Raw genomic sequence first — 25,596 nt, 5'->3', positions numbered from 1 at the left:
GAATTACGCACCTAACAAGGTGGCCATGGTTACACCCACAGCAAAAGAGACAGCCGCAGAGATGGTTGCCACACCAATGTTCTTTTGACGATTAACTTCATCAGAAATATCTGTGCCCGCCAGGATCACCTTGATCATCACCAGATGCAACAAAGCAAACAACACGATACTGCCCAGTGCAGCAATACTCCAGTAAATCAGGCTACTCGCCATGTTATCGGCAACATAGGGTGCCAGACCAGACGCCGCAGTGAGCGCCAATGCAGCCCCAATGAGAAATCCGGCATAACGGATCCCGACCGCAACATTGTTATCCAGGATAGCTTGTTGCAGACAATCGCCATTACGATTAGTACGCTTGAACAGTTGCACACGATATTGACTCACCAGCAACATACACACATTGCCAATGACAAAGGCGACGACCACGATTGGCAAGCCGTACCAGCCTTCAGTCAGCACCCAGAGTAACGCTGAGCGGATCACGATGGCAACACTGACCACATGACCAAAATCAATCAGGGCTGAGGTGATGTTGCCTTTGATGATTTCGCTGTGCAGATCGACTTTACGCAGTGCCACTTTATCCTGAAAAAAGTGGCCAAGCTTGATCAGTACAATACCAACCAGGCCATAACCCGCCATTTGCATCGCCTCCTGGGTCAGTGTGCTGGCAAAGGCACCACTGGTGATCCCCGTCAATACAATGGCCAGTCCGGTCAGGCCACCGGCAAAGCTTAGACCAAAGGCGAAATTATCCCGCTCGGTAATTTCATCATTGGCATGCAGGTTGGACACCCACCCTTTGATATATTTTAAACTCACGAACAGGGCAATGATCACCGCCATATCGATGAGAAGTGCCTGTAATGTCCAGGCTGTTAATCCGTTAAATTGATACATGTGTTAACTCCGCTATCTGATGCGCTACTTGCCCCGGCTCACGCCGCGAGAGGTCCGGTTTGAACTATTGCGAATTGAGCCCGAGCTCGACTTAGCTCTCGAGTAGCTGCTTCGCGATACTGCTGATGGGGTATGACTGGCACGGCTAAGACCCGAAGCGCCCGCCTTTCTTTTCGCATAAGGACTGGTAAATTGTCGTCCCTGCCGCTGATAAGATTGTCGCGTACGCTGCTCTATTGCGCTTTGACGTTTATAGCCCTGATAACTGGTGTAGCGTTTACGGCCATAGTCGCTGTAATAGCTGTATTTACGGCGCTTGCTCCAGCTGTCATATTCAACATCTCCCACCAAATCACCCAGCATCCGGTACATGCCATACCACATCCAGAAACTGGTGCCATTAGAGTTGGTCTGCCATTCGCCATAGTTGGCATTACCAACCAGTTGGTTCCCTACAGCGGGTTGACCATTACTGGCAGCCTGCTCTGCAGACTGACTAATGGCACCAACCCGAGCCAGCGTCCCATTGGACATATCGGCGAGTACGTTAATGGGATCAGTCAGTGCATCATTAAACAGACTCAAAGAAGCGGCTTCTTTGAGCAAAATTGCCTGTTCGATGATCTCATGACTGCTCATGCCCGGTTGGGGAGATTTCAGCGCCTGATAGCGAGAAAGTAAGCTCTGGTACAAAGGACCACCACTGGTTGCATCCTGTGCAATCAGCTGAGCAATATTGTTCAGTTGCGGATTTTGCTGGCCCAGCACATTGCCATATTCAACCAGGAGGTTAGCATTGCGCACTTGGTTTTTATCCAGCGCATCACCTAAGGTATTGATGGCACGGGACGCGTCCTGAAGTGAGTGGGTAATTGTCTGCTGGATGCGTTCCTCTTTCGACTCACACCCGACCATTAAAAACATGATACAGAGCAGACTTATCAGTTTCCAAACTTTAAAATCGGACATTCATTGTCACCTAATCTACCTTGATACGAATTCAGATTTTCTATTCTACATAATTGCGATGGATAACCAAGCGACAAAATTAGCTCAGGCAATAAACAACATATCCCGGATGCCGATAAAACCTATTCTAGTGGGCCATACTCTTGATTGGTCATATTAAAATGGTGACAAAATGCGAGAGACGAAAATGTAATATATCGACGATAAAACACTTCTCTCGTCTCATATAACGCGAAGCAAATCTCGCAGACATAGCATGTGGGCAGCGTAATCTTGCCCACAGCGATAGTCCGTATAGCAACCTAGAAAGTGACCAACACCTCTACATCATCGCCTGAATATAATGCGGTATAATTGATGATTGCTGGCTTTTCGGCGCCCGGACTCATCATATTGGCACTACACCAAACTTTTTGTAATGCAGTGTCCTCTGAAGACTGAGCAATCTCAGAATATCGCAAATCTTGTTGCTCAACCGCCTCATCGACAGCATCCAGCACCGTTGCCAGCTCGGTTGAACGGCCCTTCACTTCAACCGCACGCTCATATGTGATTTCGCCAGATTTACCAGCTTGTGCCAGCATCACATCAAACAACTGTGATTTGACTTCATCTTTGACGATATCATGGACCAATTCCATCACATCCTCATCGTCACATTGAGGTAATTCTGTCTGTTGTGAGTCGCTGCCACATGCAGCAAGTAGTAATAACGCCGGGATAGTTAGCAAAGAAGTGAGTGCTTTCATTATCGTCCTTATAATTGTCTATAAAATAGTTAAGTGCCTGCGGCATAACTGCCGTGTTGTATGCCGCAGGCCTGGCAATAAAACCTGTCCGTTAGCAATTGTCCTCGAGCAGGTCATAAATCAGATCTTCCAGGTCCTCCAGACTATCTTCGTCGATAACCAGGCGGGCTTTCGATTCATCTAAATCGAGTGCTTCGGCAAAAAAGCCTTTGAAGCCCCGAGCTTTGCGATCAATTTCAACAATGACTTCCAGCTGACTGCCTCGATTGAAAAAGACAATCTCTACTTCATCAAAACGGCCATGAAATTCGCCGGCAAAAGTTTTGAATTCCAGCTCCTGTACGAATGGCAAGCGAGAGAAGGAAGCCTCTTCAATACCTTCACAGTCTGATTCATACAATTTGAAACCCAGTTCTTCCATGCTATCGATAACGGCTTGTTGCAGCTCGGTGGGAACAACGCGGATATAATCTCGGTCGGACTTATCCAGCGCCATGTCGATGTCCAGATTGGTGGCAATCCAGGTTTGAGACTCACCGACGGTGATAGGCGTTTCCAGGTCTAAATCGAATGCAAAGGGAATATGTTTTTCATCACCAGGCTCAATGGTAAAACGCTCATTAATACGAAACTTGGCTAGGGTGTGTTGCTTAGTGACCGTTTCCGACTCACCTTCATTGTTTTCTCTTTCAATGGTGTAAGTACACATCACTTTGAGATCGATTTTGTTGATCTCCTGAGCAACTTTACCTCCATTAATTTTAACTGTGCCGGAAATTTCCTCGCCAGGAGCAACCTGATGGTGATCTAACAACGTGTCTACTTTTGCTGCGCCAATACCCACAGCGCCAAGTGCTTTTTTGAAAAAAGACATATTCATCCTTATTGATCTTATTCCCCTCTATCAGTGAGGGTTTTCAGCTTCGATTATAGAAACGAATATAAAATCGTCAACCTATGTTTTATTTCAGAAATTTTTCAACAAAAATACTCGGACCAACAAATGCTAATTAATCACGTCAATTACACCTAACATTGATAAAATACCAACAAGAATACAGCAACTTATGAAAATTAAGATGGGAATTAAACGACCCAGCTTTACTCCCACACTCCAGTTATTAATTTATTTATATAAATATAATTTTAGAATAAATCGATTTGCACCTATTTAATCAGAGATATCGCACATTGAAGATCAGCATTTTCTTCACCCTCTCATCACCGCATTTATATTCACTAGGGAATCTTACATGCATAACGTGAAAAACCCGGCAAAGCCGGGTTTTTTAAAGCATTACAAACTGAGGGGAATTACGCCATGCCGCCCAACAGCTCTCAACTATATGATTTTTAAGTAAAATAAACCAGCAGATATGACCCCCCTAAAAGTGAATTGTACTTACAATGCCCACCAAGCTTGTTGAGAATTTAAGGTTTCACTAAGCTCTTTAAGCTTTATTCCTTTGCTATATGTCAACGTTACAGATGTTGGAGTTACGTATATACAATTTATTTCGGCGTAGTCTGGAACTGGGCTGTGGTCTTTTCGACGACCTATGACAGCTTTAGCAAAAACACCCCTCTTTTGTTAATGGCAATTCCACTCAAAAATTGTTGCAGTTTTATGGGGGAGTTACAGTTTATTGAACAGATCATATCTTCACACGTCCCAGTCAGTTGCACAGACGCATTCACAGACGATGCAAACATGAGTGCAGATACCAACATGACACCCACCGGGAAACACGCAAGCCTAAAAGCCGCGAATATTTGATGCCTAATCATAGGAATAGCCTCCTATAAAACTGTGGGATCTGAAAAACTGTGAGAAACCATAACGCGATTTGTACGGACAACGTTAGGTCATTCTTCGAAGGATGCGGTCTTTCAACCAGAATTGGTGATATACAACCGCCGTTAAATGCAATGCGATGAGAAAAATCAGTGCATAGCTTGCGTAGATGTGGACGGATGTCATCACGGCGGCAAGGTCTGGATACATACCAAAAACAGCTGGAATCGTTACGATAGAAAAATAGTTGAATGCCACCCCATCTAAAGCCGAGCCAAGCCACCCGCTGATGGGTGTGATAAGCGCCAGTGCATATAAAGAGAAATGCGCAGCAAAAGCAACTTTTTTGAGGTGCACTGTACTATCAGCGCTTGTTGTGGAACTATTTAATGCTCTCCAAATAAGGCGTGGAAGCATTAATATTATGACTGTTAGGCCAAAGTTGGCATGCCACCCAATGAGTTGCTCGAACTGTTCCCATCCAGAGTCGGTATCAAGGTCAACCCATATCCACCAGATGCCAATAGCCATTGCTGGAATAATAAAAAAAGCACTTGCCCAGTGAAACACTTTCGCTAGTTGCCCATACCCCTGATTATCAATTTTCAATGTTGCTCTCCTTGTTAACTAGGTTGATAACCAGTCGGCGGCCACAGTTAGTGTTGTCGACTAAGTAACCACGTTATTCTGTTCATCAACGGTCGTATTAAAAATTCTGCGAGCATCACCGCATACAGCAAGCTTTGCATCGAGAACAATATGTCATTCAGGGACATTGATTGGTTGGAAGCTTGACTGCCGTAATAACCAGCCTCCACGACTTCGGTCAACGTCCAAATCACGCCAGCGGTATAGCAATAAACCAATACACGTCGTAGCACTGGCAAATGCGCCTGAACAAGCAGTTGATCTTGCGGTTGTTTGAATATCCAAACGACCGTGCCAAGCGCATTTACTGTTGCTTGAAAGCCACTGCTCATCATAGATAACCCAAAGACTGTCAAACCAATGAATAATGCATTCATCGGATTGATGAAAATCTCAGGGTTCTTCCATTCCCATGCGACAAGCAAACTGCACAAACCCACAATACTTAACAACCCAACCATCCCACCGTAGTTAAACGTGCCATCACCCACTTTTTCAGGATAATCATGTAATAATTCGGATGGCGTCATGTTTAGGGCGGCCGCTATAGCTAGCTTTGACTCAACAGAACATTTGCCGTCTTTTTCAATGCGCTGAATGGTCCTCAGACTCAAACCTGTTACGGACGCTAGTTTTTCCTGAGACCAACCATTTTCAACACGCATTGATTTGAGCTTGGTTGGCGACACCGTCGATTTAACCGCTTCTTGCATCACAAATACCTCACTGACCTAATTTTTATAGCTAATAAGAGTATGACAGCGTTACGACAAACGTACGTCATTGGCCGCCAAATAGACCATTCGAGACACTAAATAGGAGAAGATATTTGACTGGTAGGGGATTGATAGACGCAAACTGTATTTAAGTAGAGGTCGACAAATTCTCTCGCTCAAAAACATTCTTTTAGGCATAGTTCGAACTTCCACTATACGTACAGGCTGTGTAAAAGCTCATGTTTTCATTGCAGATATAAGTCCGGGCACGTCCATGATATTCACCATTCTTTTGAAGTTGTAAGCCAAGATCGGTGTTGTGATTCAATAAAACCGGACACTCTTTTAGGTGGTGTTATTACCACTCAACGAGAAGTGTCTATAACCAGAAAGCGTCGTACTTTTACACAGGAATTTAAGGTGTAAGCCGCCGCCTTGGTACTCGATAAAGGATAGTCAGTGCCCGAAGCATGCCGGTTTCAGGATATTGATGAAGCGGCTTTGAGGCGCTGGATCCAGCAGCTGAAGCAAGAACGTGGTGGTGAAAGACCTCACCCCGAGGCTCTAACGCATTAAAAGCATAAGATTCAATAGTATGACGCGAAAATTAATCGTTTGGAACGTGAAAAGGCAATACTAAAAAAGACTACAGCTCTCTTGATGTCAGACGAGAAAAACAATACTCGATAGTAGGCCAGTTAAATGAGCTTGAGCCTGTTGAGTTGATCTGCGAAACCTTTGATGTTCCACGTTCAAGTTATTGCGACTATAAACATCGAGTGAAGTCGATCAATACCGATCAACTTATGTTACGAGCCAGGATAAAAGAGCTCTTCACATTAAGCCGGAACTCAGCGGGCAGTCGAACAATCATGGCAATGCTGGCTGACCTAGGAATAAAAGCAGGCCTTTTCAAAATCAGGCGCGTTATGAAGGTTATGCAGCTCATATGCACGTAGCCTGGTTGATATAGCTAAAAAACACCCTAAACTTTTAAAACATAATGTAATTCTTTGAGGTGCAATGAAACATGCAAAAAACAAAAAGCCTCGTAAAACGAGGCTTTCAGCTAAATATTGAGCTTCAATGAATCACATTGAAATATCGATGGGATGATTACATCATGCCGCCCATGCCACCCATTCCGCCCATGCCGCCCATGTCTGGTGCAGCAGCAGCTTCTTCCTTCGGAATTTCAGCAACCATGGCTTCTGTGGTGATCATCAGACCAGCTACAGACGCTGCGAACTGCAGTGCAGAGCGCGTTACTTTAGTTGGATCAAGGATACCCATTTCGATCATGTCGTCGTATTGACCGTTAGCTGCGTTGTAACCATAGTTACCTTCGCCGCCTTTCACTGCGTTAACAACCACAGAGGCTTCATCACCTGCGTTTGATACGATTTGACGAAGTGGTGCTTCCATCGCGCGTAACGCAACTTTGATACCGTGGTTCTGATCTTCGTTGTCGCCAGTCAGAGATTCGATCTTGCTCGCAACGCGAACCAGTGCAACACCACCACCTGGTACCACACCTTCTTCAACCGCTGCGCGAGTTGCGTGTAGTGCATCTTCAACGCGGTCTTTCTTCTCTTTCATTTCTACTTCAGTTGCTGCACCAACTTTGATCACTGCAACACCGCCGGCCAGTTTAGCCATACGCTCTTGTAGTTTCTCTTTGTCGTAATCTGAAGTGGCTTCTTCGATTTGAGCTTTGATTTGTGCAACACGGCCGTCGATGCCTTCCTGCTCGCCCGCACCATCAATGATAGTCGTGTCATCTTTAGTGATAACAACGCGTTTTGCAGTACCCAGGTCTTCAACTGTTGCTTTTTCAAGCTCCAGGCCAATCTCTTCAGAGATAACCGTACCGCCTGTCAGGATAGCAATGTCCTGCAGCATTGCTTTACGACGGTCACCAAAACCTGGCGCCTTAACCGCTGCAACTTTTACGATACCACGCATGTTGTTCACAACCAGAGTCGCCAGCGCTTCACCTTCCAGGTCTTCAGCGATGATCAACAGAGGCTTGCTGGTTTTGGCAACGGCTTCCAAAGTTGGCAGCAATTCACGGATGTTAGATACTTTTTTGTCAACCAACAGAATGTGTGGGTTGTCCAGTTCTACCTGGCCTTTTTCAGCATTGTTGATGAAGTAAGGAGACAGGTAACCGCGGTCAAACTGCATACCTTCAACAACGTCTAATTCGTTCTGTAGTGACTGGCCTTCTTCTACAGTGATAACACCAGACTCACGACCAACTTTTTCCATTGCTTCAGCAATGATGTCACCAATTTCTTTGTCAGAGTTTGCAGAGATAGTACCTACCTGAGCAATCGCTTTAGCGTCTGAACACGGAACAGATAGCGCTTTAAGTTCTTCAACCGCAGCAATCACTGCTTTGTCGATACCGCGCTTCAGATCCATTGGGTTCATACCCGCAGCGACTGATTTAAGGCCTTCGTTCACGATAGCTTGTGCCAGTACCGTTGCAGTGGTAGTACCATCACCCGCCGCATCGTTTGCTTTAGACGCCACTTCTTTTACCATTTGTGCGCCCATGTTCTCGAACTTGTCTTCCAGTTCGATCTCTTTTGCAACAGATACACCATCTTTAGTAATGGTAGGTGCGCCGAATGACTTATCCAGTACCACGTTACGGCCTTTTGGACCCAAAGTTACTTTTACTGCGTCTGCCAGTACGTTTACGCCTTTAAGCATTTTAGTGCGGGCATCGCCTGCAAAACGAACTTCTTTAGCTGCCATGATATTTATTCCTCTAAATTCTTTCGATTAACCGTTAAATGTTGAGTGCGACGACCGGGCTTACTCTACAATGCCCAGGATGTTATCTTCGCGCATGATCAGATACTCCTGACCTTCGATTTTTTCTGTTTTCTCAACGTACGAGCCAAACAATACTGTGTCGCCCGCTTTAACTTGTAATGCTCTCACTTCACCATTGTCCAACACGCGGCCGTTGCCCACAGCAACCACTTCACCACGGGTTGATTTTTCAGCGGCAGAACCAGTTAAAACGATACCGCCAGCAGACTTTGTTTCTTCTTCAAGACGCTTAACAATAACGCGATCATGTAAAGGACGAATGTTCATGTGTTTAGTTCTCCTAACAGTTTCTGAACAATGACAGAATACATAGTGTAAGATGTTTGCCCGCTCAAACAGATTCGTTAAAAAGGGGCTAACTAATTAATTTCTAAGTTGCTTCACGTTATGGGGGTGGGCAAAACAAAATCCAAGCATTTTTTTCAATTTTTTTAGTCTTTACGCTTAAACTCACCCTCTAAGGTGGTGTTCCCTTCATCACGCTGCGATTGCTCATGACCAGAAGTACGGCCAGCAAACGGGTCAAACTGCTGCTCCTGTTGTGCCGAATGTTGATTGAACATGCCACCACTTTGCACCTGAACCGTGGCACGCTGCAACAGAGCCTTTGCCAGCTTCTGACGTATGGCCGGTGTGAGCAACATAAAGCCCAACACATCGGTCATAATACCCGGTGTCATCAGCAGCACACCGGCAATGATCACACAAATCCCGGCAAACAGATCACTGGCAGGAAGCTGACCTTGTGCCATTTGTTGCTGCACATTCGCGTAAGCACCCAGACCTTGTTGTTTCACCAAACGTGCGCCCAATACCGCTGTCAGGATCACCAGTGCCAGTGTGGCAAATCCGCCAATGACGTCACTGACTTGTAGTAACAGGGCTATTTCAGCGATGGGAATAACAATAAAGAGTAGAAAAAGGACTTTAAACATAAGATCTCCAAAATAACTGAAATAGATGTATGGGTCCTCGGGTCTTATTTCAAGCCCGCGCATCAGGTACTGCAAAGCACGCGACCAATGCGCTGAAAGAGCAGGTGAAGCGCTTGGGATACCCGGCATGTTTGGTTACACTAGAGCAAATTTAGCTCAAGTGAAAGGATAACCATGACGACGCCTTACCGATTGGTCATGACCACCTGTGGCACTCAGGCTCAGGCCCAAGACATTGCCAGGCATTTGGTGGCAAATAAACAGGCAGCCTGTGTGAACATTTTGCCAAGCGTTGAGTCCATCTATGTGTGGCAGGGCGAGGTCACTCAGGACAGCGAGTACAAGTTAATGATTAAAACGCATGCTGACTTAGTCGAGGCTGTCATGGAGACCATTCACCGTTTGCACCAATACGATGTCCCTGAAATTCAGGTCATCGAAGTCTGTGCGGGATCGCGGGACTATTTTAACTGGATTGATGAGGTACTGAATTAATGCGAATGCTGACGCGCTTTTTACCCAGCGGCATACTGGCCGTTTTAACCGCCCTGTTGATGCTGATAAGCACCAACAGCCAGGCGGCAGGCAATGCCACTGTGCTCGATAGCTTGCTAGCTCCTAAGCAGCAAACGTTTTTACCCGTCGAAGAAGCGTTTAAGTTCGACTTCGACCAGCAGGGCAAAGTGCTGTTTACCGGCTGGGATATTGCCCCTGGCTACTACTTATATAAGAAGAAACTGGAGATCATTGCCAAAGGCGCTGACATCACGGTACCCGAATACAGCCAGGGAGAAATGATCGAAGATGAATTTTTTGGTAAAACCGAAGTGTACTTTGACCAATTTGCGGTGATCTCCCGGCTCAGCAATATCACCGACGGTGCGGTGGTCAAAATACGTTATCAGGGCTGTGCAGAAGCGGGGCTATGCTACCCACCAGAAGTGATCACTGTGCCTTTAACTGCCTTAGTCAGTGCCGATGATGATGCAACCCCACCCGCCACCAAAGCAATCAGTCAGCCGGATGCCTCTTCTGGTAATGATGACGACCTGAGCTTCACTGAACGCCTGGCACAGCAATCACTACTCACCAACCTGGCAGTCTTTTTTGCGGTTGGCGTGGGTCTGGCATTTACCCCTTGTGTCTTCCCGATGTTTCCAATCCTGTCTAGCCTGATCGCCGGGCAGCAACATCTGTCGACCAAGAAAGCATTTAGCCTGTCTTTTGTTTATGTTCAGGGCATGGCCGTGACCTATGCGGCGCTTGGACTGGTTGTTGCCTATTTTGGTGGCCAGGTACAGGGCTATCTGCAACATCCAGCGGTGCTGATAAGCTTTAGTTTACTGTTTGTATTACTGGCCTTTGCGATGTTCGGCTGGTACGAAATCAAACTACCCAGCTCCATGATGAGCAAGCTGACTGAGATCAGTAATCAGCAAAGTGGCGGCAACTATGTCGGAGTGTTCTCCATGGGCGTGTTGTCAGGCCTGATTGCCTCACCTTGTACCACAGCCCCTTTGTCTGCGGCCCTACTTTATGTTGCTCAAAGTGGCGACTTTATGGTGGGCGGCCTGACACTGTACGCGCTAAGTCTGGGTATGGGTCTGCCACTCCTGTTGCTTGGCACCTCGGGCGGAAAACTGCTGCCTAAAGCCGGGGGCTGGATGGATCAGGTCAAAACCCTGTTCGGTTTTGTCATGCTGTTTGTGCCTTTGATCCTGCTTGAGCGGATCCTTGACTTTAACATTATTTTGGGCATGGCATCAGTGCTGGCAGTGGCAACCGCTCTGTATTTGCATCACTGGCAAAGCGGACAGGCTCAAGGTAAAGGTAAAACTGTACTCTGGGCAATGGCAACCAGCTTGTTTATCGTCGGCTTACTCACCGCAAGAAGCGTGGTTTTTCCGGACACTAACACTGCCCCGGTCAGCATTGCGCAGAATGAAGACAAGCAAGGTTTCCGACTGCTGGACGACCTGGCTGCACTGAACGTTGCAGTCGAGCAAGCCAACAGCAAAGGCAAAATTGCCATGGTGGATCTGTATGCAGAGTGGTGTGTGGCCTGTAAAGAGTTTGAGAAATACACTTTCCCAACCGAGCAGGTGCAGACCCAGTTTGCCTACTTCGATACCTTAAAACTCGACCTGACAGAAAGTAACGACACCACCATAGAGATCATGGAAGCGTTTACTGTGTTCGGTCTGCCCAGTATTTTGTTCTTTGATGCGCAGGGCAATGAGATCCCCGAACTGCGTGTTACCGGGTTCCAGGACGCTGACGAATTCGCCGCGCACCTGGAAAAAGTACGTCAATACGTCCTGTAACCTGCCTTTTTAGCGAGTGATCCGCTCCCCCAGACACAGAGGCCTGAAGATTTGCCTCTGTGTCTCGTCTCTTCTTATGCTGATTAGACCAGTATTTTGCTGCTATTTACCTTGAACTCTCTATAATAGTTCGCGAACGTGAGAAATATTTGCTATTTACTGTGCATACGCTTAAGTTAACAAGGTCTTTGCTAATAAAAGTCGCTTTGTTTTCTAAATAAAGGAATTTCACGCATTATGTCTACAAATTTAAAGATTTTAGTCCTGAATGGCCCAAACCTGAATATGCTGGGCCGACGTGAGCCGGATAAGTACGGCACCCGGACCTTAAAAGACATCATGCAGGACCTCACACAAAGCGCAGTAAATTACGATGTTGAGCTGAGTCACTTTCAAAGCAATAGCGAAGCCGAGCTGATCGATCATATTCACGCACAATATGATCGTGTTGATTGCATCATTTTCAATCCGGCGGCATTTACGCACACCAGTATTGCACTGAGAGATGCCTTATTGAGCGTCAGCATCCCGTTTTATGAAGTGCATTTATCAAATGTCTATGCACGCGAGCCTTTTCGTCACAAATCCTACTTCTCGGATGTGGCGCAGGGGGTGATATGTGGATTAGGTGCGCTGGGCTACGAAGCGGCATTGATGGCCGCCGTAGCCAAGCTGCGCAAACAAGATAACTCAAATTAACTAACAGGCGGGTCAAGTTATGGATATTCGCAAGATCAAGAAACTTATCGAATTAGTAGAAGAATCAGGCATTGCAGAGCTAGAAATCACCGAAGGTGAAGAGTCTGTACGTATCAATCGTCACAGCAGCGCACCGGTTATTGCTCAACCACAGCAGTACTCAGTACCCACTGCGGCACCAGCACCAGTAGCAGCACCAGCTGCGCCAGCTGCCGAGGCACCTGCTGCAACCAATGACACACCAGCTGGCCATCAGGTGAAGTCACCTATGGTTGGTACTTTCTACTCAGCTTCTTCACCAACGGCTGCTCCGTACGTAGAAGTAGGCTCAAAAGTCAACGTAGGCGACACCCTGTGTATCGTTGAAGCGATGAAGATGATGAACCAAATTGAAGCTGACAAAGCCGGTGTTGTGAAGGCGATCCTGCTTGAGAATGGCGACGCGGTTGAGTTCGATCAACCTCTGTTCATCATCGAATAATGCCCCTGGAAGGTTAACACTATGCTAGATAAAGTAGTCATTGCAAACCGAGGCGAAATTGCGCTTCGCGTATTGCGTGCCTGCAAGGAGCTGGGGATTAAAACAGTTGCGGTCCATTCGACCGCCGACCGTGACCTCAAACACGTGCTACTTGCAGACGAAACCATTTGTATTGGTAAACCCGCCGCCAGTGAAAGTTACCTGGATATCCCACGCATCATTGCTGCAGCTGAAGTTACTGATGCCGTTGCCATTCACCCGGGCTACGGCTTCCTGTCTGAGAATGCCGATTTTGCCGATCAGGTTGAACAGAGTGGCTTTATCTTTATCGGTCCAAAAGGCGACACCATTCGTCTGATGGGTGATAAAGTGTCAGCGATTGAAGCAATGCGTAAAGCAGGCGTCCCGTGTGTACCAGGTTCAGATGGTCCGCTAACGGATGACAATGAGCGTAACGTACAGATCGCGAAGCGTATCGGTTACCCGGTGATCATCAAAGCTGCCGGTGGCGGTGGTGGTCGTGGTATGCGTGTTGTACGTTCTGAAGAAGAGCTACTTGACTCAATCGCACTGACGCAAACTGAAGCCCAACAATTCTTTGGTAATGGCATGGTATACATGGAGAAATTCCTTGAAAACCCACGTCACATCGAAGTACAAGTACTGGCTGACGGACAAGGCAATGCTATCCACCTCGGTGAGCGTGACTGTTCAATGCAACGTCGTCACCAGAAGGTTGTGGAAGAAGCGCCTGCACCTGGTATTACTGCAGAAATGCGTAAGTTCATTGGTGACCGTTGTACACGTGCGTGTATTGAGATCGGCTATCGCGGTGCAGGTACGTTCGAATTCTTGTATGAAAATGGTGAATTCTACTTCATCGAGATGAACACGCGTATCCAGGTAGAGCACCCGGTGACTGAAATGGTGACTGGCGTTGACCTAATCAAAGAGCAGCTGAAAATTGCTGCAGGTCAACCCTTGTCTATCACTCAGGATGATGTTGTGATCCGTGGCCATGCAATTGAGTGTCGTATCAATGCTGAAGATCCGGACAATTTCATTCCGTCTCCAGGCAAGATCACACGTTTCCACCCAGCCGGTGGATTGGGCATTCGCTGGGACAGCCATATTTATGCTGATTACACAGTACCGCCGCATTACGACTCAATGATCGGTAAGCTGATCACTTACGGTGAAAACCGTGACGTGGCCATTGCCCGAGCGCGTAACGCTTTGAATGAACTTGTGATTGACGGTATTAAAACCAATACCCCGCTACACAAGAAAATTCTGGCGGACGAAAACTTCCAAAACGGTGGCACAAACATCCACTATCTGGAAAAGAAACTGGGCCTGTAAGCCCGTTTACGCAGGAGCCAATGTGCTCCTGCGTGTTTTACCTTCTCCTAGCCCTCTCCTAGCCATTTTCAGAACTTACTCTTTATTTTTCATTGCATCAGGGCGTCTGTTCAGTCACTTTAAGACTATCATTTCTCTCATCCGCAGACTGGCTCTGTAAAAGGGAACCCTATGCCTTTAACCAGCTTTTTACGTTTGATCTGTTTGGCAGCAATCTGGGGCGGTTCATTTTTGTTTATGCGCATTGCCGCACCGACCTTTGGCCCTGCTTATTTAATTGAATTCAGAGTGAGCTTCGCCGCACTGGCGTTGCTCGTGATAGCTTTGTATCTGAAACAATATCTGCACTTTCGCGCCCACGCCCGTCACTATTTTATTTTGGGTTTGCTCAATACCGCGTTGCCTTTCGTACTCTTTGCCTATGCGGCACAAACCCTGACGGTTTCTATGTTAGCAATTTTGAATGCCACGGCGGCCATTTGGGGTGCCTTAATCGCCTTTTTCTGGCATCGAACACCCCTTTCTATCAAGTCCCTGATCGGCATGGTGCTTGGGATATGCGGCGTTGTCATCTTAGTTGGCTGGGACGAGACATTGGTCTCAGAAAAGCTGATTTGGCCGGTCCTGGCAGGTGTACTTGCTGCGGTCAGTTACGGGGTTGCGAGCAACTATGCTAAAAATGCGCCCCAGATCGCCGCGTTTGATAATGCCCATGGCAGCATGTGGGCCGCCGTCGTCTGGCTACTGCCACTGCTGCCTTTCATACCCATGCGGGCAGTGCCAGATAGTACCGAGGTCTCTGCTGTGATCGCCTTAGGCGTGATCTGTACCGGCATTGCTTACTTGTTATATTTTCGATTAATTTCAGAGGTAGGCGCAGCTTCTGCGCTATCGGTTACTTTCTTAATCCCCCTGTTTGGCATTGTATGGGGCTATCTGATATTAGACGAGCAGGTTGGGCTTAATACATTAGGCGGGATGGTGCTGGTATTAACGGGGACTATGCTGGTGACGGGTTTTTCACCCGCCACCTTGCAAGCAGAGCGCACTGCGCGCTCCCAGTAAAGCATATATGGCTACTGAAAGACCACGTTTTCACTGCCCGGTAAGGGCTTAAAACGACTCAGTAGCTTTTCACAGTCTTCCAGGATCTGTGCTTCAAGACGCTCTTCAGCACGCCAGCGCTGCGCATCCATTTTGTAGATCTCTTTCTTGCTGTACTTTTTACGCGCCTCATGGGTTGGCATTTCTTTAACTTCTTCGTACATCTCATGCACACCCGGGTAACTCTGACTCAGCTCGACTTCTTCATCAAAGCTGTACTGAGACATCAGTACCCACACTCGCAAACAGCCCTCAGAGTACTCACACTGTTTCTGCTGCATCGCTTTGGCGATCAGGTTGATACTATCGGATAGCTTAGCATTTCGTTCCTGACGAGAACGCGCCAGCTTCTCTTTTTGCTCCTGCTGCAATTTTGCTATCGTGTCTTTCTGAACTTTCAGCTGCCACAGCAGCTTGCCGGCATAAAAGGCCAAACCGGCAATGATCAACGCGCCTACCACAATCGCGGCTATCCACATAGTTTAACGCTCCTCGTCTTCGTCTGTTAACCACTCATCAGCCAGATCATTACTCATCCACTGATCCAGCTCATCTTCCTGAGCCATATCGGCTTCTTCAAACTCATCATCAATGCCCAGTAACTCACATAACGCCTGGTGACGAGCCACCGACTTATTGAAGTACTTGGCATCTTTGCCTGTCAGTAGCTCACCACGCTCATGACGCTCTAACAGCGCCATCAGACGCTCATCATTTTCCAGCTGTCGTAGCTCTTCTTCCGGTGTTAATGTCACCTGCGCCACTTTCTTCAGCTCCACCTGAGGCTTCAGGTCACGATTTAACTTAGGCTGACTTGGCTGCTGTACCTGAGGGACCAGAGCGACAGGCTTTTTACTGCCCGCACGCGGATCCTTTTTACTGCCTGTGGTTTGACTCTCCTCCACTTTGGCTTCCTGTGCATTACGCGAGCCAGGCTTTTTACCCTTCTGCTTTTTAGAACGCTGATCTTTCAGTGCTCTGAGCTCCTGCAGCTTTTCTTTGCTGAGTCTGGGAGTACCTATATTACCCACTTTACGGGATTTTTTCTTTCTCGTCATACTAGTCTTTACTCATTCTTCGCTATCGCTTAGTCAAAATGATGACATCATTGCCGATCACTTCAACCTGGGTATTAAATTGCTCTGCAATATAGGCAAACGTCTCCCGACTAAAAAACGCAATATGGGTTTGATCGTTTTTATAATGCCAGGTTGCAAAGCGTGCCGGATCTATTACCAGTTTCGTCATCAATGCTAAAGGCGCACCAGGTTTCAACATGGTTAACAGCCGATGCAGCACTGTGCCTGGCTGAGCCAGATGCTCAATCACTTCACTACACGTGATAAAGTCATACTGGTGGTCCAGCACTTTGGGATCATCGGCATAGTATAAATCATAGACGGCCATCCGGTGTCCCGCCTCGGTCAGCATTTTTGCCAGTAAAGGGCCCGGACCACAGCCGAAGTCCAGCCCGGATTGCGCAGCTGGCAAGCGGGCACACAGCGGCTCAGCCAGTCGGGATAAAAACCGTCTGTAACCAGGATCCATCAGGCTATTTTCATGGCTATCGTAAATGGCTTTTTCCTGCTCAGCGCTCAATCGCTGTTCGGGGGAGACAGATACCAGCTTGCAGCGCTGACACTGCCAGTAGTCTCTGAATTTGTCCTGATGGTAATGCGTCAGTGAGTCGCCTTCACAAAGGCCACAACGCCATGACTGAGGATTTTGCAACTGAGATAAACCGAAATGCCTTAAAGGCTGTATTGTAACAGCAATCAATTAGTGAACAAATATGCACGAAAAAATAAAAAAGCGGCAGAGATTGCTCTCTACCGCTTACTAATCTGAGCGTCACAAACTGGACACTTCTCCCTTCGACTTTTAAGTCATTGTTATTTTTATTGTGGTATCTTCCGTTTTGTTTTTGTTGTCACTTCCGTGAACACTTTCCATATTGTTATTGTTATCAAACTTCCAATGCATTTTTTATTGTCGGTCTTCCTGACGCTTTCTTAATCATCCTGTGTATTCACAACTGAATACTCAACTATGCCACCGACGCTTCCGATACGAATTGTCCCTGTTTTTGTATTATCTGGCGACAACGAATAATCTACGCCGATCTGAAACAGTTACAACTAAACAATAACAAAATTATTACCTGAATATTTTGAAACAACATCAAATCAATTTTATTACAATAGGTTACAACTGAACACAAAATGAAATTAAGTCAAGTCGTACAGATCGCATAGGTACATATCCTACATCATCATTGAGATATATCTCACAATCCAAGATCAAAAAAAGGCAGCTTAGTTGCTGCCTTTTTTACAATACCCAGCGTTTACACTGGGTTAGTTTTTCATCTATACGACTTTAGTGTAAGCCACCCAAGTACTTAGATAATACTTCAATGTCTTTGTCAGTCAGTTTCTTCGCGATATCGCTCATCATACCGTTTGGATCGTTGTTACGGTCGCCGCTACGGAACTTTTCAAGCTGTGCCTTGATGTACTCAGGGTGCTGGAATGAAATTTTCGGGAACTTAGACAGTGACGTGCCATTACCACGTGGACCGTGACATGCGGCACAAGACGGAATACCGCGCTCAGCATCACCGGCAGTGTAAAGCTTCTGGCCAACTTCAACCACATCTTCTGGTGTCGTGCCAGAAGACATTGGCAGAGACGCAAAATATGCCGACAGGTCTTTCATGTCCTGATCAGACAATGGCATTGCCATACCGCTCATCACAGGATCCATACGCCCTTCTTTACCACCAGACGTCATACCCAGCTTGAACTCTTTCAGTTGCTTGTATAGGTAATCGGCATGTTGGCCGGCGATTTTCGGATACATAGTAACAGGAGCATTGCCATCCGGACCGTGACACGCCGCACAGGTTGCAGCTTTTGCTTTACCGGCTTGCGCATCGCCATCAAATGCTGCGACGTTGCTGGCTGACAAGGACCCTAGCAACATAGTTAAAGTTAATGCTATTTTTTTCATGGTAAATTCTCTGTTTCCGACCCTGTAATTTTGACCCCAGCCGAAAAAGCCTCGTTTCTTTTACTGCGTGGGCAAATCTTATTTGAGACCGACTGACCAAGCTTGCTAAATGTGCACTAATTGGCACAGCCAAAGTCAACGGACTCGAGTTTTACGTTGCAATTGCTACATTCTACACGATATTAATTTCTCTGGCACGTTTTCTGCTCACATTAAGCCCATAAATTATAGGGATTTGACCTGGATTAAGTTTCCCATCCAGGGCATAGCGTAAAAACTCACCCAGGGTGAAGATTTTATCGGCTTTTGCTTTAGCAACCAAGTATAATAAAATAGACAATAATGAGATCAATCCCCTTGAGGAGTCGAAGTGCTAAAATCCCGCATGCCGTATAACCGTGCTCAGTTTGTAACGAGTGCCCCAGATATTTCCCGATTACCCGCCGATACCGGTATTGAAGTAGCGTTTGCTGGACGCTCCAATGCGGGAAAATCCAGTGCACTGAACGCTCTGACTGATCAGAAACTGGCACGGACCAGTAAAACGCCGGGCCGTACTCAGCTCATTAATACTTTCTCGCTGGACGAAGACAAACGCCTGATTGACCTACCCGGTTACGGCTTTGCAAAAGTACCGCTTGAAATGAAAAAGAAGTGGCAAAAATCACTGGGAGAATACCTGCAAAAACGCCAGAGCCTGAAAGGCATCGTGGTATTGATGGATATCCGTCACCCACTGAAAGACCTGGATATGGACTTGATTAACTGGGCCGCAGGTAGCGACATTCCGGTACTGGCACTGTTAACTAAAGCCGATAAGCTCAAGCAAGGTAAGCGTAAAGCAGAGGTACTTCAGGTTCGTAAAGCACTAGCAGAGCTCAATGCCGATATCACCGTCCATGCATTTTCGTCGCTCAAAGGTCTGGGGCTCAAAGAACTTGCCTGGCAGCTGGACGACTGGTTCCTGGGACCATACATCAAAGAAGACGCAGAGCAGGATACCCCTTCGGCCTAATCATAAGACTCAAAGGCCGCCCCCCTGGCGCGGCCTAGCCAATCACAAATGACGTATTCGCCGACGTCAACACAAACTCGTCATCCCGAGACTGCGCCAACTCAGCCCACTGATAATAGACCGAACGACTAATTCGTGCCGATAAGCCATAATTGAGCATCAAATACGGAACTGGCTGACCCTGATAGGATTTAAGCACCAGAGGAAACTCACTGCAAACAGGCCATAACCGGCCCAAGTTATCCTCTGCGATTAAAGTCGTCGACAAGCCCAAGGTTGGGGCCAGGTTACAATACTGCCAGCTCACAATCACAAAGGGGCTATCTGCAACTTTTACCGGGCACGTCTCTGCGGGTGATTTGAGCAGGTACTGGCCCTGCTCATAACACAACACACTGGCGAACAGCCTGACCAACCCTGCTCGGCTGATCGGGGCGCCTTCGTGAAACCAGCGACCTTGTGCATCAATTTCAAACGCGCCGACACCACATTCATCCGCATGCCAGCGCCCGGTCGGGGCATGCTGCGTGACATAGTGGTCGATCAGCGCCTCAGTTTTACTCACTGAACACCAAATTAAACGTGACAGGTACAGCGGTGGCAATGGTATTCAGACCAGCAACTTTACGCAACGCTTCGATACCTGCATCCAGACCAAAATCACGGCTGTTAATCAGTACGGCACGCAATGGCGTAACCTGAAGTTGTTGAACGCCTTTGTTGACCACCAAATCAACATTCAATGTCGCAACCTGACCATGCAAAGCAAGCGTGACGGGCACTTTACGAAGGATCTGCACACCCGGCTTTAGTGCTTTCAGGTGCTGGCTAACATTCGCAGTGATCTTAGCTTCAGGAAATTTAGCCACGTTAAACAACATTTTTTGCATGCGCTCATTGCGGATTGGGATGAGGCTTTCAATGCTGCTCAGATCTAATCGCAAATCCAGCTCGCCGGCTTTATTAATTGAGCCTGCTAGTTGTTTAAAGTGGTGGTTTTCGGCAACACTGCCCGCCTTAATTGAGGTAAAGCTCACATCGCTGTGTGTTGCATCCAGTTGCCATGCCTGGGCAAACTGAGCGGACAAGCCAAGAACAGAGAAAAGAAGAGGTTTAAGCATGACGTATTCCTTGAGAATGAAAACGCTCATATTAACTGCTTATCTTGAACAGATGCAATGCCAGTGTCCCTAATAATGGCTTGACTTTCGACGGGGTTATTTGCAGATTTTGGGATGAATTAAAAAGAGAAAAATCGGCTCGCACCATTCACATTGCGAGCCGTTATAGCAATCTGGGGAGAAGCTATCAATACACTGTATCTTCACTAGGAGAGATACATCATCAACAGGATGTCCTACAGGAAGAGGACGCGCGCACTGTAGCAAATCACTTAGGGGAAATAAACCATCAAAAGCAAGTTATGCGCCAATTTGATATTTTTTAAACATCAGGCTGCGCATTTTTACCTCTGAGTTACACCAGATACATTTGCAAGGCCCGTCATTACTGGGATCTGAGCAATAAAAAACACGGCCGGGGCCGTGTTTTTTTACCAAAGATGGAGGTTAGTGGGCTTGTTCCCAGTTGTCGCCATGGTCAGCTTCTACCAGTAACGGAACATCCAGCTCGGCAGCTTCACTCATCAGCTGACAAACATGTTCACTAAACTGCGCCACTTTGTCGGATTTAACTTCAAAGACCAATTCATCGTGCACCTGCATCAGCAGTTTAATGTCACTGTCCTGTTGTGTTGCCAGCCATTGAGCCACTTTGATCATGGCCTTTTTAATGATGTCTGCCGCGGTGCCCTGCATCGGGGCATTGATTGCAGCGCGTTCAGCCGCTTTACGACGTGCACCATTACGGGCTTTAATATCAGGCAGATACAAGCGTCGGCCAAAAAGGGTTTCAACATAACCCTGCTCAGCTGCCTTCTCGCGCGTTGACTCCATATATTCTAATACGCCCGGGAAGCGTTCAAAGTACTTATCCATATAATGCTGTGCTTCGTGACGCGGAATATCCAGCTGTCTGGCCAGGCCAAATGCACTCATGCCGTAGATCAGTCCGAAGTTCACCGCCTTGGCTTTGCGACGCATGTCTGACGTCACGTCTTCGAGCGGCACAGAGAAAACCTCTGAAGCAGTAGCACTGTGAACATCTTTGCCCTCAGCAAACGCCTTCAGTAGGCCTGTATCCTGAGACAGATGTGCCATGATCCGCAGTTCAATCTGACTGTAGTCCGCCGCCATGATCACATGATCCTGATCAGCCACAAAGGCCTGACGAATGCGACGCCCGGCTTCGTTGCGGATTGGAATATTCTGTAAATTTGGATCTGTCGAGCTGAGTCGGCCTGTTGCCGTCACGGCCTGATGATACGAGGTATGCACACGTTGTGTCTGTGCATTGACCATCTTAGGTAGCTTGTCGGTATAGGTCGATTTCAGTTTGGCCAGACCACGGTGCTCGATGATCAATTTCGGCAAAGGATAATCGTGGGCCAGCTCCTGCAAAACTTCTTCAGCCGTAGACGGGGCACCTTTAGGGGTTTTCTTCAATACAGGCAGTTCAAGTTTATCGAACAAGATTGCCTGTAACTGCTTAGTCGAGCTGAGGTTAAACTCTTCTCCGGCCAGCTCGAAAGCTTCCTGTTCCAGCTCTTTGAGTCGCGTTTCAATGGTGTGACTTTGTTGCGCTAGCATGTTGCTGTCGATTTTAACACCGGTGCGTTCAATCTCAGACAACACACTGACCAGAGGCAACTCGATCTCTTCAAAGACGCTTACCAACGTCGGATGTTGCTGTAATTGCGGCCATAAGTGCTGGTGCAATCGCAAGGTAATATCGGCATCTTCAGCGGCATAAGGTGCGGCTTTATCAAGTTCAATCTGGTTAAAGGTCAGCTGGTTTTTACCTTTACCGGCAATCTCTTCAAAACTGATATTTTTATGACCCAGATACTTCAGTGCCAGCGAGTCCATATCATGGCGCGTGCCCACACTATTGAAGACGTAAGACTCCAGCATAGTGTCAAAGGCAATACCATTGAGCTCCAGCCCGGCACGTGCCAATACGCTCTTGTCGTATTTGAGGTTTTGCCCGACCTTTTTATAGTTGGGATCCGCCAGGATCGGACCAATCAGCTCAAACACCAGCGCCTTATCCAGCTGTTCAGGTGCGCCCATATAGTCGTGACCCAGCGGCAGGTACGCAGCTTCACCTGCGGCAACAGCAAAGCTCATACCGACCAGCTCAGCCTGCATATAGTCCAGGCTGGTGGTTTCAGTATCAAAGGCAAACAGTTCAGCGTCACGCAGCTTGTCCAGCCAGCGATCCAATTGTGCTCGCTCCAGGATAGTCTCATACGCAACCTCAACCGGTGGCGTCACCAATGACGCTTGCTCTGTATCAGCGGCCGTTTCTGGTGCACTTTGACCATCCAGTAACTCAGCAAGCCAGCGTTTGAACTCACACTGTCCATACAGCGCGATCAGCTGATCTTTATCCATCTCCTGGATCTTGAACTGTTCCAGGTCCTGCTCAACCTCACAGTCCAGTTTGATGGTCGCCAACTCATAGGATAATTTAAGCTGTGCTTCATTTTCGGTCAGCTTTTTCGACATGGTCTTGGAGCCACGGAAACCCAGATCGGCGATTTTGTCCAGGTTAGCGTAAAGCTCGTCAATCGACCCCAACCCCTGAAGCATCGCCAGCGCCGTTTTTTCACCCACACCAGGCACGCCCGGGATGTTATCTACTTTGTCGCCCATCAGCGCCAGATAGTCGATGATCAATTCCGGTCCAATGCCAAATTTATCCACCACCCCTTGTGGGTCCAAAATGGTGTTAGTCATGGTATTGATCAGAGTCACATGCTCATTGACCAGCTGAGCCATGTCTTTATCACCAGTGCTGATCAGCACATGTCTTTGTTGCTCAGACGCCAAACGGGAAAAAGTGCCAATGACATCATCCGCCTCTACCCCTTCAATACTGACCAGGGGCAGGCCCATGGCACGAATAATATCGTGGATCGGCGCGATCTGGGTGCGCAGATCATCCGGCATGGGTGGACGATGTGCTTTATATTCACTGTACATCTCATTTCTGAAAGTCGGCCCTTTGGCATCAAACACCACCACCATATGGCTGGGCTGATATTGCTTGAGCAAGCTTTTCAGCATGTTGATGACTCCATAGATGGCGCCTGTGGCTTCTCCTTTTGAGTTAGTCAGGTGCGGTGGCGCATGATACGCGCGAAATAAGTACGACGAACCATCGACCAGGATCAGCGGGTTTTCAGGGATCTGAGACATAGTTATTGGGATCCTAAAATTGGAAGTTTTAAATCTGGGTTAGCATGCCATAAGGGCGAGCATAAAACGAGTCTGATACAATCCAAAACGGCTCATGAAAAATGGGGATGGCCTGTGGATAACTTTGTAGATAAACAGGGGGCATCGGCCCAAATCTCAAAAAAAGATCCAGGAAAGATATGTAAAACAATGAATATAAAAGGAAATTTCTTTTTACTCTTTTATATGCTTTAAGCTAAGATTGTGGACAGTGACTTTGGAGTCAGTTTACAGCCAGTGACTGAGTGGCTATAAATTCACCGCTTTTCCTCAGGCGGAGGCGTATACTAACACAAACGATCAAAGATCAAAGCAGATCCTTTATATTTTTTTCTTACTAGCGTAATGACAAAATTGCATATATTGAAATTTAAAGACCTTAAAAGGAGATCCCGATGAAACAAGTAGCGATCATTTTAAGCGGTTGTGGCGTCTTTGACGGTGCTGAGATCCATGAATCCGTACTCACTATGCTGCACCTTGAGCACCAGGGCGCCCGTTATCAGTGCTTTGCACCGGACATTGAGCAGCATCACGTGATCAACCACCTCACCGGCGAAGAGCAGGATGAGCAACGCAATGTTCGAGTAGAAGCAGCACGTATTGCCCGTGGCGACGTGGCATCACTGGATACACTTGATGCCAATGCCTTTGACGCACTGATCTTACCCGGCGGCTTTGGTGTAGCTAAAAACCTCTCTGACTTTGCTTTCAAGGGCGCTCAGTCTAGCGTTCTGGCTGCAGTCAAAGAAAGTTGTCAGGCTTTTAACCAACTCGGAAAACCGATTGCTTATTTATGTATTGCGCCCGCGCTGATTGGTCATATCCATCCTGCAGGCACGCTTGCTACCATTGGTAATGACGAGGCCACCGCACAGGCAGTTGAAGCTTTAGGTGCCAGTCACGTGAATTGTGGTGTCGCTGATATCGTGGTCGATGATACACACAAAGTGATCAGCACACCGGCTTACATGCTTGCAGGCTCTATCAGTGAAGCATCCGCTGGCATTGAAAAGGCCGTGCAAAAGCTACTTGAGTTCGCATAAGTCGAAGCTTAGGCGGTGACACGCCGCCTATTCTCTGCGCTTTATGCTCAAAAAACCAGCAAAACTGCGAAATTTCTCCTCACTGAACCCAACGATTTTTTGCCCTAACGCAATAAATTTTATTTTTTAGTCGCTTATAATCAAGTTTACGTTTTATAAATTAGTTGGTGACGTTATAATCGGCTTAATTCCGTCATCCATCGTGATAGATCACGTTCAATTTGAAGTGAGCAAGGTAAATGAAGAAACTTTCAGCAGCACTGTTATTGCTATCTACTGCGGCAATCGCACAGCCATTCGACAATTCTTTAACTGAAGAAGCGATTAAAAAGCGCCTTGAGCCGGTTGGCTCGGTCTACTTGGCGGGTGCCGAAGATACTGCTGCAGCTGCCCCTACTGGTCCACGTACAGGCGAGCAAGTGTATCAAGCTTCCTGTTTCGCGTGTCATGGCACAGGCGCACTGGGTGCACCTAAAACAGCTGATGACTGGGCACCACGTCTTGCTAAAGGCAACGACGTACTGCTAGACCACGCGATCAATGGCTTCAATGCCATGCCTCCTCGTGGTACGTGTATGGACTGTAGCGATGACGAAATTGCAGCAGCCATCGATTTTATGATTAAGTAAA

At 47.3% G+C, this 25,596-nt stretch carries 26 protein-coding genes; 10 read left to right on the top strand and 16 right to left on the bottom strand.

Annotated elements, in window-relative coordinates:
- Positions 1 to 3 precede the first annotated feature (3 nt).
- The 6 genes from IY568_RS10245 to IY568_RS10220 all read right to left on the bottom strand — a co-directional run bounded on the left by IY568_RS10245 (position 4) and on the right by IY568_RS10220 (position 5,777).
- A complete protein-coding gene (locus tag IY568_RS10245) occupies positions 4 to 903 on the bottom strand; it encodes a DUF350 domain-containing protein (RefSeq protein WP_010383731.1) in 900 nt (299 codons plus the stop codon).
- Between the two features lie 24 nt (positions 904 to 927).
- Positions 928 to 1,872 carry a CHAD domain-containing protein gene (locus tag IY568_RS10240; protein WP_194867490.1) on the bottom strand — a complete coding sequence of 315 codons (945 nt, stop codon included), beginning with the start codon at positions 1,870 to 1,872 and terminating at the stop codon, positions 928 to 930.
- A 302-nt stretch (positions 1,873 to 2,174) separates the two neighbouring features.
- Positions 2,175 to 2,621 carry a hypothetical protein gene (locus tag IY568_RS10235; protein ID WP_125558835.1) on the bottom strand — a complete coding sequence of 149 codons (447 nt, stop codon included), beginning with the start codon at positions 2,619 to 2,621 and terminating at the stop codon, positions 2,175 to 2,177.
- 91 nt (positions 2,622 to 2,712) lie between these two features.
- Positions 2,713 to 3,495, bottom strand: coding sequence for a sporulation protein (locus IY568_RS10230; RefSeq protein WP_194867489.1), 783 nt, complete (start codon positions 3,493 to 3,495; stop codon positions 2,713 to 2,715).
- 987 nt (positions 3,496 to 4,482) lie between these two features.
- Positions 4,483 to 5,025, bottom strand: coding sequence for a cytochrome b (locus IY568_RS10225; RefSeq protein ID WP_194867488.1), 543 nt, complete (start codon positions 5,023 to 5,025; stop codon positions 4,483 to 4,485).
- Between the two features lie 47 nt (positions 5,026 to 5,072).
- A complete protein-coding gene (locus IY568_RS10220) occupies positions 5,073 to 5,777 on the bottom strand; it encodes a helix-turn-helix domain-containing protein (protein ID WP_194867487.1) in 705 nt (234 codons plus the stop codon).
- Positions 5,778 to 6,586: 809 nt separating this feature from the next.
- Between IY568_RS10220 and IY568_RS25435 the strand changes: the two genes are divergently transcribed.
- On the top strand, positions 6,587 to 6,739 hold the full coding sequence (locus IY568_RS25435) for an IS3 family transposase (RefSeq protein WP_416365165.1): 153 nt from the start codon (positions 6,587 to 6,589) through the stop codon (positions 6,737 to 6,739).
- 157 nt (positions 6,740 to 6,896) lie between these two features.
- Here the strand turns inward: IY568_RS25435 and groL are convergent, their stop codons facing one another.
- The 3 genes from groL to IY568_RS10200 form a co-directional block, all read right to left on the bottom strand.
- The gene (groL, locus tag IY568_RS10210; RefSeq protein WP_010383738.1) at positions 6,897 to 8,546 is read right to left on the bottom strand and encodes a chaperonin GroEL; all 1,650 of its coding nucleotides are present in this window, start codon (positions 8,544 to 8,546) and stop codon (positions 6,897 to 6,899) included.
- 60 nt (positions 8,547 to 8,606) lie between these two features.
- Positions 8,607 to 8,894: a co-chaperone GroES gene (locus tag IY568_RS10205; RefSeq protein WP_010383739.1), complete on the bottom strand. Its 288-nt coding sequence runs from the start codon at positions 8,892 to 8,894 to the stop codon at positions 8,607 to 8,609.
- 164 nt (positions 8,895 to 9,058) lie between these two features.
- Positions 9,059 to 9,562 (bottom strand): FxsA family protein, encoded by a 504-nt coding sequence (locus IY568_RS10200; RefSeq protein ID WP_138537360.1) that lies wholly within the window; start codon positions 9,560 to 9,562, stop codon positions 9,059 to 9,061.
- A gap of 174 nt (positions 9,563 to 9,736) precedes the next feature.
- Here IY568_RS10200 and cutA point away from each other — a divergent pair, with 174 nt between their 5' ends.
- The 6 genes from cutA to IY568_RS10170 all read left to right on the top strand — a co-directional run bounded on the left by cutA (position 9,737) and on the right by IY568_RS10170 (position 15,493).
- Positions 9,737 to 10,057 (top strand): divalent-cation tolerance protein CutA, encoded by a 321-nt coding sequence (cutA, locus tag IY568_RS10195; RefSeq protein WP_125558827.1) that lies wholly within the window; start codon positions 9,737 to 9,739, stop codon positions 10,055 to 10,057.
- Positions 10,057 to 11,886, top strand: a complete 1,830-nt coding sequence (locus IY568_RS10190) for a protein-disulfide reductase DsbD (protein WP_194867485.1) — start codon at positions 10,057 to 10,059, stop codon at positions 11,884 to 11,886. Before cutA ends, IY568_RS10190 begins: the two co-directional genes overlap by 1 nt.
- Before the next feature lie 237 nt (positions 11,887 to 12,123).
- Positions 12,124 to 12,585: a type II 3-dehydroquinate dehydratase gene (gene aroQ / locus IY568_RS10185; protein ID WP_010383744.1), complete on the top strand. Its 462-nt coding sequence runs from the start codon at positions 12,124 to 12,126 to the stop codon at positions 12,583 to 12,585.
- Between the two features lie 19 nt (positions 12,586 to 12,604).
- A complete protein-coding gene (gene accB / locus IY568_RS10180; RefSeq protein ID WP_125558823.1) occupies positions 12,605 to 13,066 on the top strand; it encodes an acetyl-CoA carboxylase biotin carboxyl carrier protein in 462 nt (153 codons plus the stop codon).
- Positions 13,067 to 13,087: 21 nt separating this feature from the next.
- The gene (gene accC / locus IY568_RS10175) at positions 13,088 to 14,428 is read left to right on the top strand and encodes an acetyl-CoA carboxylase biotin carboxylase subunit (protein WP_125558820.1); all 1,341 of its coding nucleotides are present in this window, start codon (positions 13,088 to 13,090) and stop codon (positions 14,426 to 14,428) included.
- A 171-nt stretch (positions 14,429 to 14,599) separates the two neighbouring features.
- Positions 14,600 to 15,493: a DMT family transporter gene (locus tag IY568_RS10170; RefSeq protein WP_194867484.1), complete on the top strand. Its 894-nt coding sequence runs from the start codon at positions 14,600 to 14,602 to the stop codon at positions 15,491 to 15,493.
- 11 nt (positions 15,494 to 15,504) lie between these two features.
- Here the strand turns inward: IY568_RS10170 and IY568_RS10165 are convergent, their stop codons facing one another.
- The 4 genes from IY568_RS10165 to IY568_RS10150 form a co-directional block, all read right to left on the bottom strand.
- Entirely contained in the window at positions 15,505 to 16,011 is a 507-nt protein-coding gene (locus IY568_RS10165; RefSeq protein WP_125558816.1) for a DUF2489 domain-containing protein, read from the bottom strand.
- Positions 16,012 to 16,014: 3 nt separating this feature from the next.
- Positions 16,015 to 16,590 (bottom strand): Der GTPase-activating protein YihI, encoded by a 576-nt coding sequence (gene yihI / locus IY568_RS10160; protein WP_194867483.1) that lies wholly within the window; start codon positions 16,588 to 16,590, stop codon positions 16,015 to 16,017.
- A 22-nt stretch (positions 16,591 to 16,612) separates the two neighbouring features.
- Positions 16,613 to 17,263: a class I SAM-dependent methyltransferase gene (locus IY568_RS10155; RefSeq protein WP_194867482.1), complete on the bottom strand. Its 651-nt coding sequence runs from the start codon at positions 17,261 to 17,263 to the stop codon at positions 16,613 to 16,615.
- Positions 17,264 to 17,911: 648 nt separating this feature from the next.
- Positions 17,912 to 18,544 carry a c-type cytochrome gene (locus IY568_RS10150; RefSeq protein ID WP_010383752.1) on the bottom strand — a complete coding sequence of 211 codons (633 nt, stop codon included), beginning with the start codon at positions 18,542 to 18,544 and terminating at the stop codon, positions 17,912 to 17,914.
- Positions 18,545 to 18,914: 370 nt separating this feature from the next.
- On the opposite strand from IY568_RS10150, the gene yihA reads away from it, so the two are divergent.
- On the top strand, positions 18,915 to 19,559 hold the full coding sequence (gene yihA, locus IY568_RS10145; RefSeq protein WP_194867481.1) for a ribosome biogenesis GTP-binding protein YihA/YsxC: 645 nt from the start codon (positions 18,915 to 18,917) through the stop codon (positions 19,557 to 19,559).
- A gap of 34 nt (positions 19,560 to 19,593) precedes the next feature.
- Here the strand turns inward: yihA and IY568_RS10140 are convergent, their stop codons facing one another.
- The 3 genes from IY568_RS10140 to polA all read right to left on the bottom strand — a co-directional run bounded on the left by IY568_RS10140 (position 19,594) and on the right by polA (position 23,881).
- The gene (locus IY568_RS10140) at positions 19,594 to 20,124 is read right to left on the bottom strand and encodes a DUF1285 domain-containing protein (protein WP_138537348.1); all 531 of its coding nucleotides are present in this window, start codon (positions 20,122 to 20,124) and stop codon (positions 19,594 to 19,596) included.
- Positions 20,117 to 20,680, bottom strand: coding sequence for a YceI family protein (locus tag IY568_RS10135; RefSeq protein WP_125558808.1), 564 nt, complete (start codon positions 20,678 to 20,680; stop codon positions 20,117 to 20,119). The genes IY568_RS10140 and IY568_RS10135 overlap by 8 nt, the downstream gene beginning before the upstream one ends.
- Positions 20,681 to 21,127: 447 nt before the next feature.
- Entirely contained in the window at positions 21,128 to 23,881 is a 2,754-nt protein-coding gene (polA, locus tag IY568_RS10130; RefSeq protein ID WP_194867480.1) for a DNA polymerase I, read from the bottom strand.
- 434 nt (positions 23,882 to 24,315) lie between these two features.
- Here polA and elbB point away from each other — a divergent pair, with 434 nt between their 5' ends.
- Both elbB and IY568_RS10120 read left to right on the top strand, forming a co-directional pair.
- The gene (gene elbB / locus IY568_RS10125) at positions 24,316 to 24,966 is read left to right on the top strand and encodes an isoprenoid biosynthesis glyoxalase ElbB (RefSeq protein WP_194867479.1); all 651 of its coding nucleotides are present in this window, start codon (positions 24,316 to 24,318) and stop codon (positions 24,964 to 24,966) included.
- A 239-nt stretch (positions 24,967 to 25,205) separates the two neighbouring features.
- Positions 25,206 to 25,595, top strand: coding sequence for a c-type cytochrome (locus IY568_RS10120; protein ID WP_010383759.1), 390 nt, complete (start codon positions 25,206 to 25,208; stop codon positions 25,593 to 25,595).
- Position 25,596 lies beyond the last annotated feature (1 nt).

This window comes from Pseudoalteromonas sp. PPB1, from assembly GCF_015356275.1.
GTDB classification, from domain to species: Bacteria; Pseudomonadota; Gammaproteobacteria; order Enterobacterales; family Alteromonadaceae; genus Pseudoalteromonas; species Pseudoalteromonas rubra_D.
The sequence above is the reverse complement of the archived record's forward strand: the minus strand, read 5'-3'. Positions and strand labels throughout refer to the sequence as shown.

Coding starts and splice junctions, on each gene's coding strand:
- polA (WP_194867480.1), bottom strand. CDS start 23,881: ATGTCTCAGATCCCTGAAAACCCGCTGATCCTGGTCGATGGTTCGTCG.
- IY568_RS10220 (WP_194867487.1), bottom strand. CDS start 5,777: ATGCAAGAAGCGGTTAAATCGACGGTGTCGCCAACCAAGCTCAAATCA.
- IY568_RS10230 (WP_194867489.1), bottom strand. CDS start 3,495: ATGTCTTTTTTCAAAAAAGCACTTGGCGCTGTGGGTATTGGCGCAGCA.
- IY568_RS10190 (WP_194867485.1), top strand. CDS start 10,057: ATGCGAATGCTGACGCGCTTTTTACCCAGCGGCATACTGGCCGTTTTA.
- IY568_RS10240 (WP_194867490.1), bottom strand. CDS start 1,872: ATGTCCGATTTTAAAGTTTGGAAACTGATAAGTCTGCTCTGTATCATG.
- cutA (WP_125558827.1), top strand. CDS start 9,737: ATGACGACGCCTTACCGATTGGTCATGACCACCTGTGGCACTCAGGCT.
- elbB (WP_194867479.1), top strand. CDS start 24,316: ATGAAACAAGTAGCGATCATTTTAAGCGGTTGTGGCGTCTTTGACGGT.
- yihI (WP_194867483.1), bottom strand. CDS start 16,590: ATGACGAGAAAGAAAAAATCCCGTAAAGTGGGTAATATAGGTACTCCC.
- accB (WP_125558823.1), top strand. CDS start 12,605: ATGGATATTCGCAAGATCAAGAAACTTATCGAATTAGTAGAAGAATCA.
- groL (WP_010383738.1), bottom strand. CDS start 8,546: ATGGCAGCTAAAGAAGTTCGTTTTGCAGGCGATGCCCGCACTAAAATG.
- IY568_RS10150 (WP_010383752.1), bottom strand. CDS start 18,544: ATGAAAAAAATAGCATTAACTTTAACTATGTTGCTAGGGTCCTTGTCA.
- IY568_RS10235 (WP_125558835.1), bottom strand. CDS start 2,621: ATGAAAGCACTCACTTCTTTGCTAACTATCCCGGCGTTATTACTACTT.
- IY568_RS10120 (WP_010383759.1), top strand. CDS start 25,206: ATGAAGAAACTTTCAGCAGCACTGTTATTGCTATCTACTGCGGCAATC.
- IY568_RS10200 (WP_138537360.1), bottom strand. CDS start 9,562: ATGTTTAAAGTCCTTTTTCTACTCTTTATTGTTATTCCCATCGCTGAA.
- aroQ (WP_010383744.1), top strand. CDS start 12,124: ATGTCTACAAATTTAAAGATTTTAGTCCTGAATGGCCCAAACCTGAAT.
- accC (WP_125558820.1), top strand. CDS start 13,088: ATGCTAGATAAAGTAGTCATTGCAAACCGAGGCGAAATTGCGCTTCGC.
- IY568_RS10135 (WP_125558808.1), bottom strand. CDS start 20,680: ATGCTTAAACCTCTTCTTTTCTCTGTTCTTGGCTTGTCCGCTCAGTTT.
- IY568_RS25435 (WP_416365165.1), top strand. CDS start 6,587: ATGTTACGAGCCAGGATAAAAGAGCTCTTCACATTAAGCCGGAACTCA.
- IY568_RS10205 (WP_010383739.1), bottom strand. CDS start 8,894: ATGAACATTCGTCCTTTACATGATCGCGTTATTGTTAAGCGTCTTGAA.
- IY568_RS10165 (WP_125558816.1), bottom strand. CDS start 16,011: ATGTGGATAGCCGCGATTGTGGTAGGCGCGTTGATCATTGCCGGTTTG.
- IY568_RS10245 (WP_010383731.1), bottom strand. CDS start 903: ATGTATCAATTTAACGGATTAACAGCCTGGACATTACAGGCACTTCTC.
- IY568_RS10170 (WP_194867484.1), top strand. CDS start 14,600: ATGCCTTTAACCAGCTTTTTACGTTTGATCTGTTTGGCAGCAATCTGG.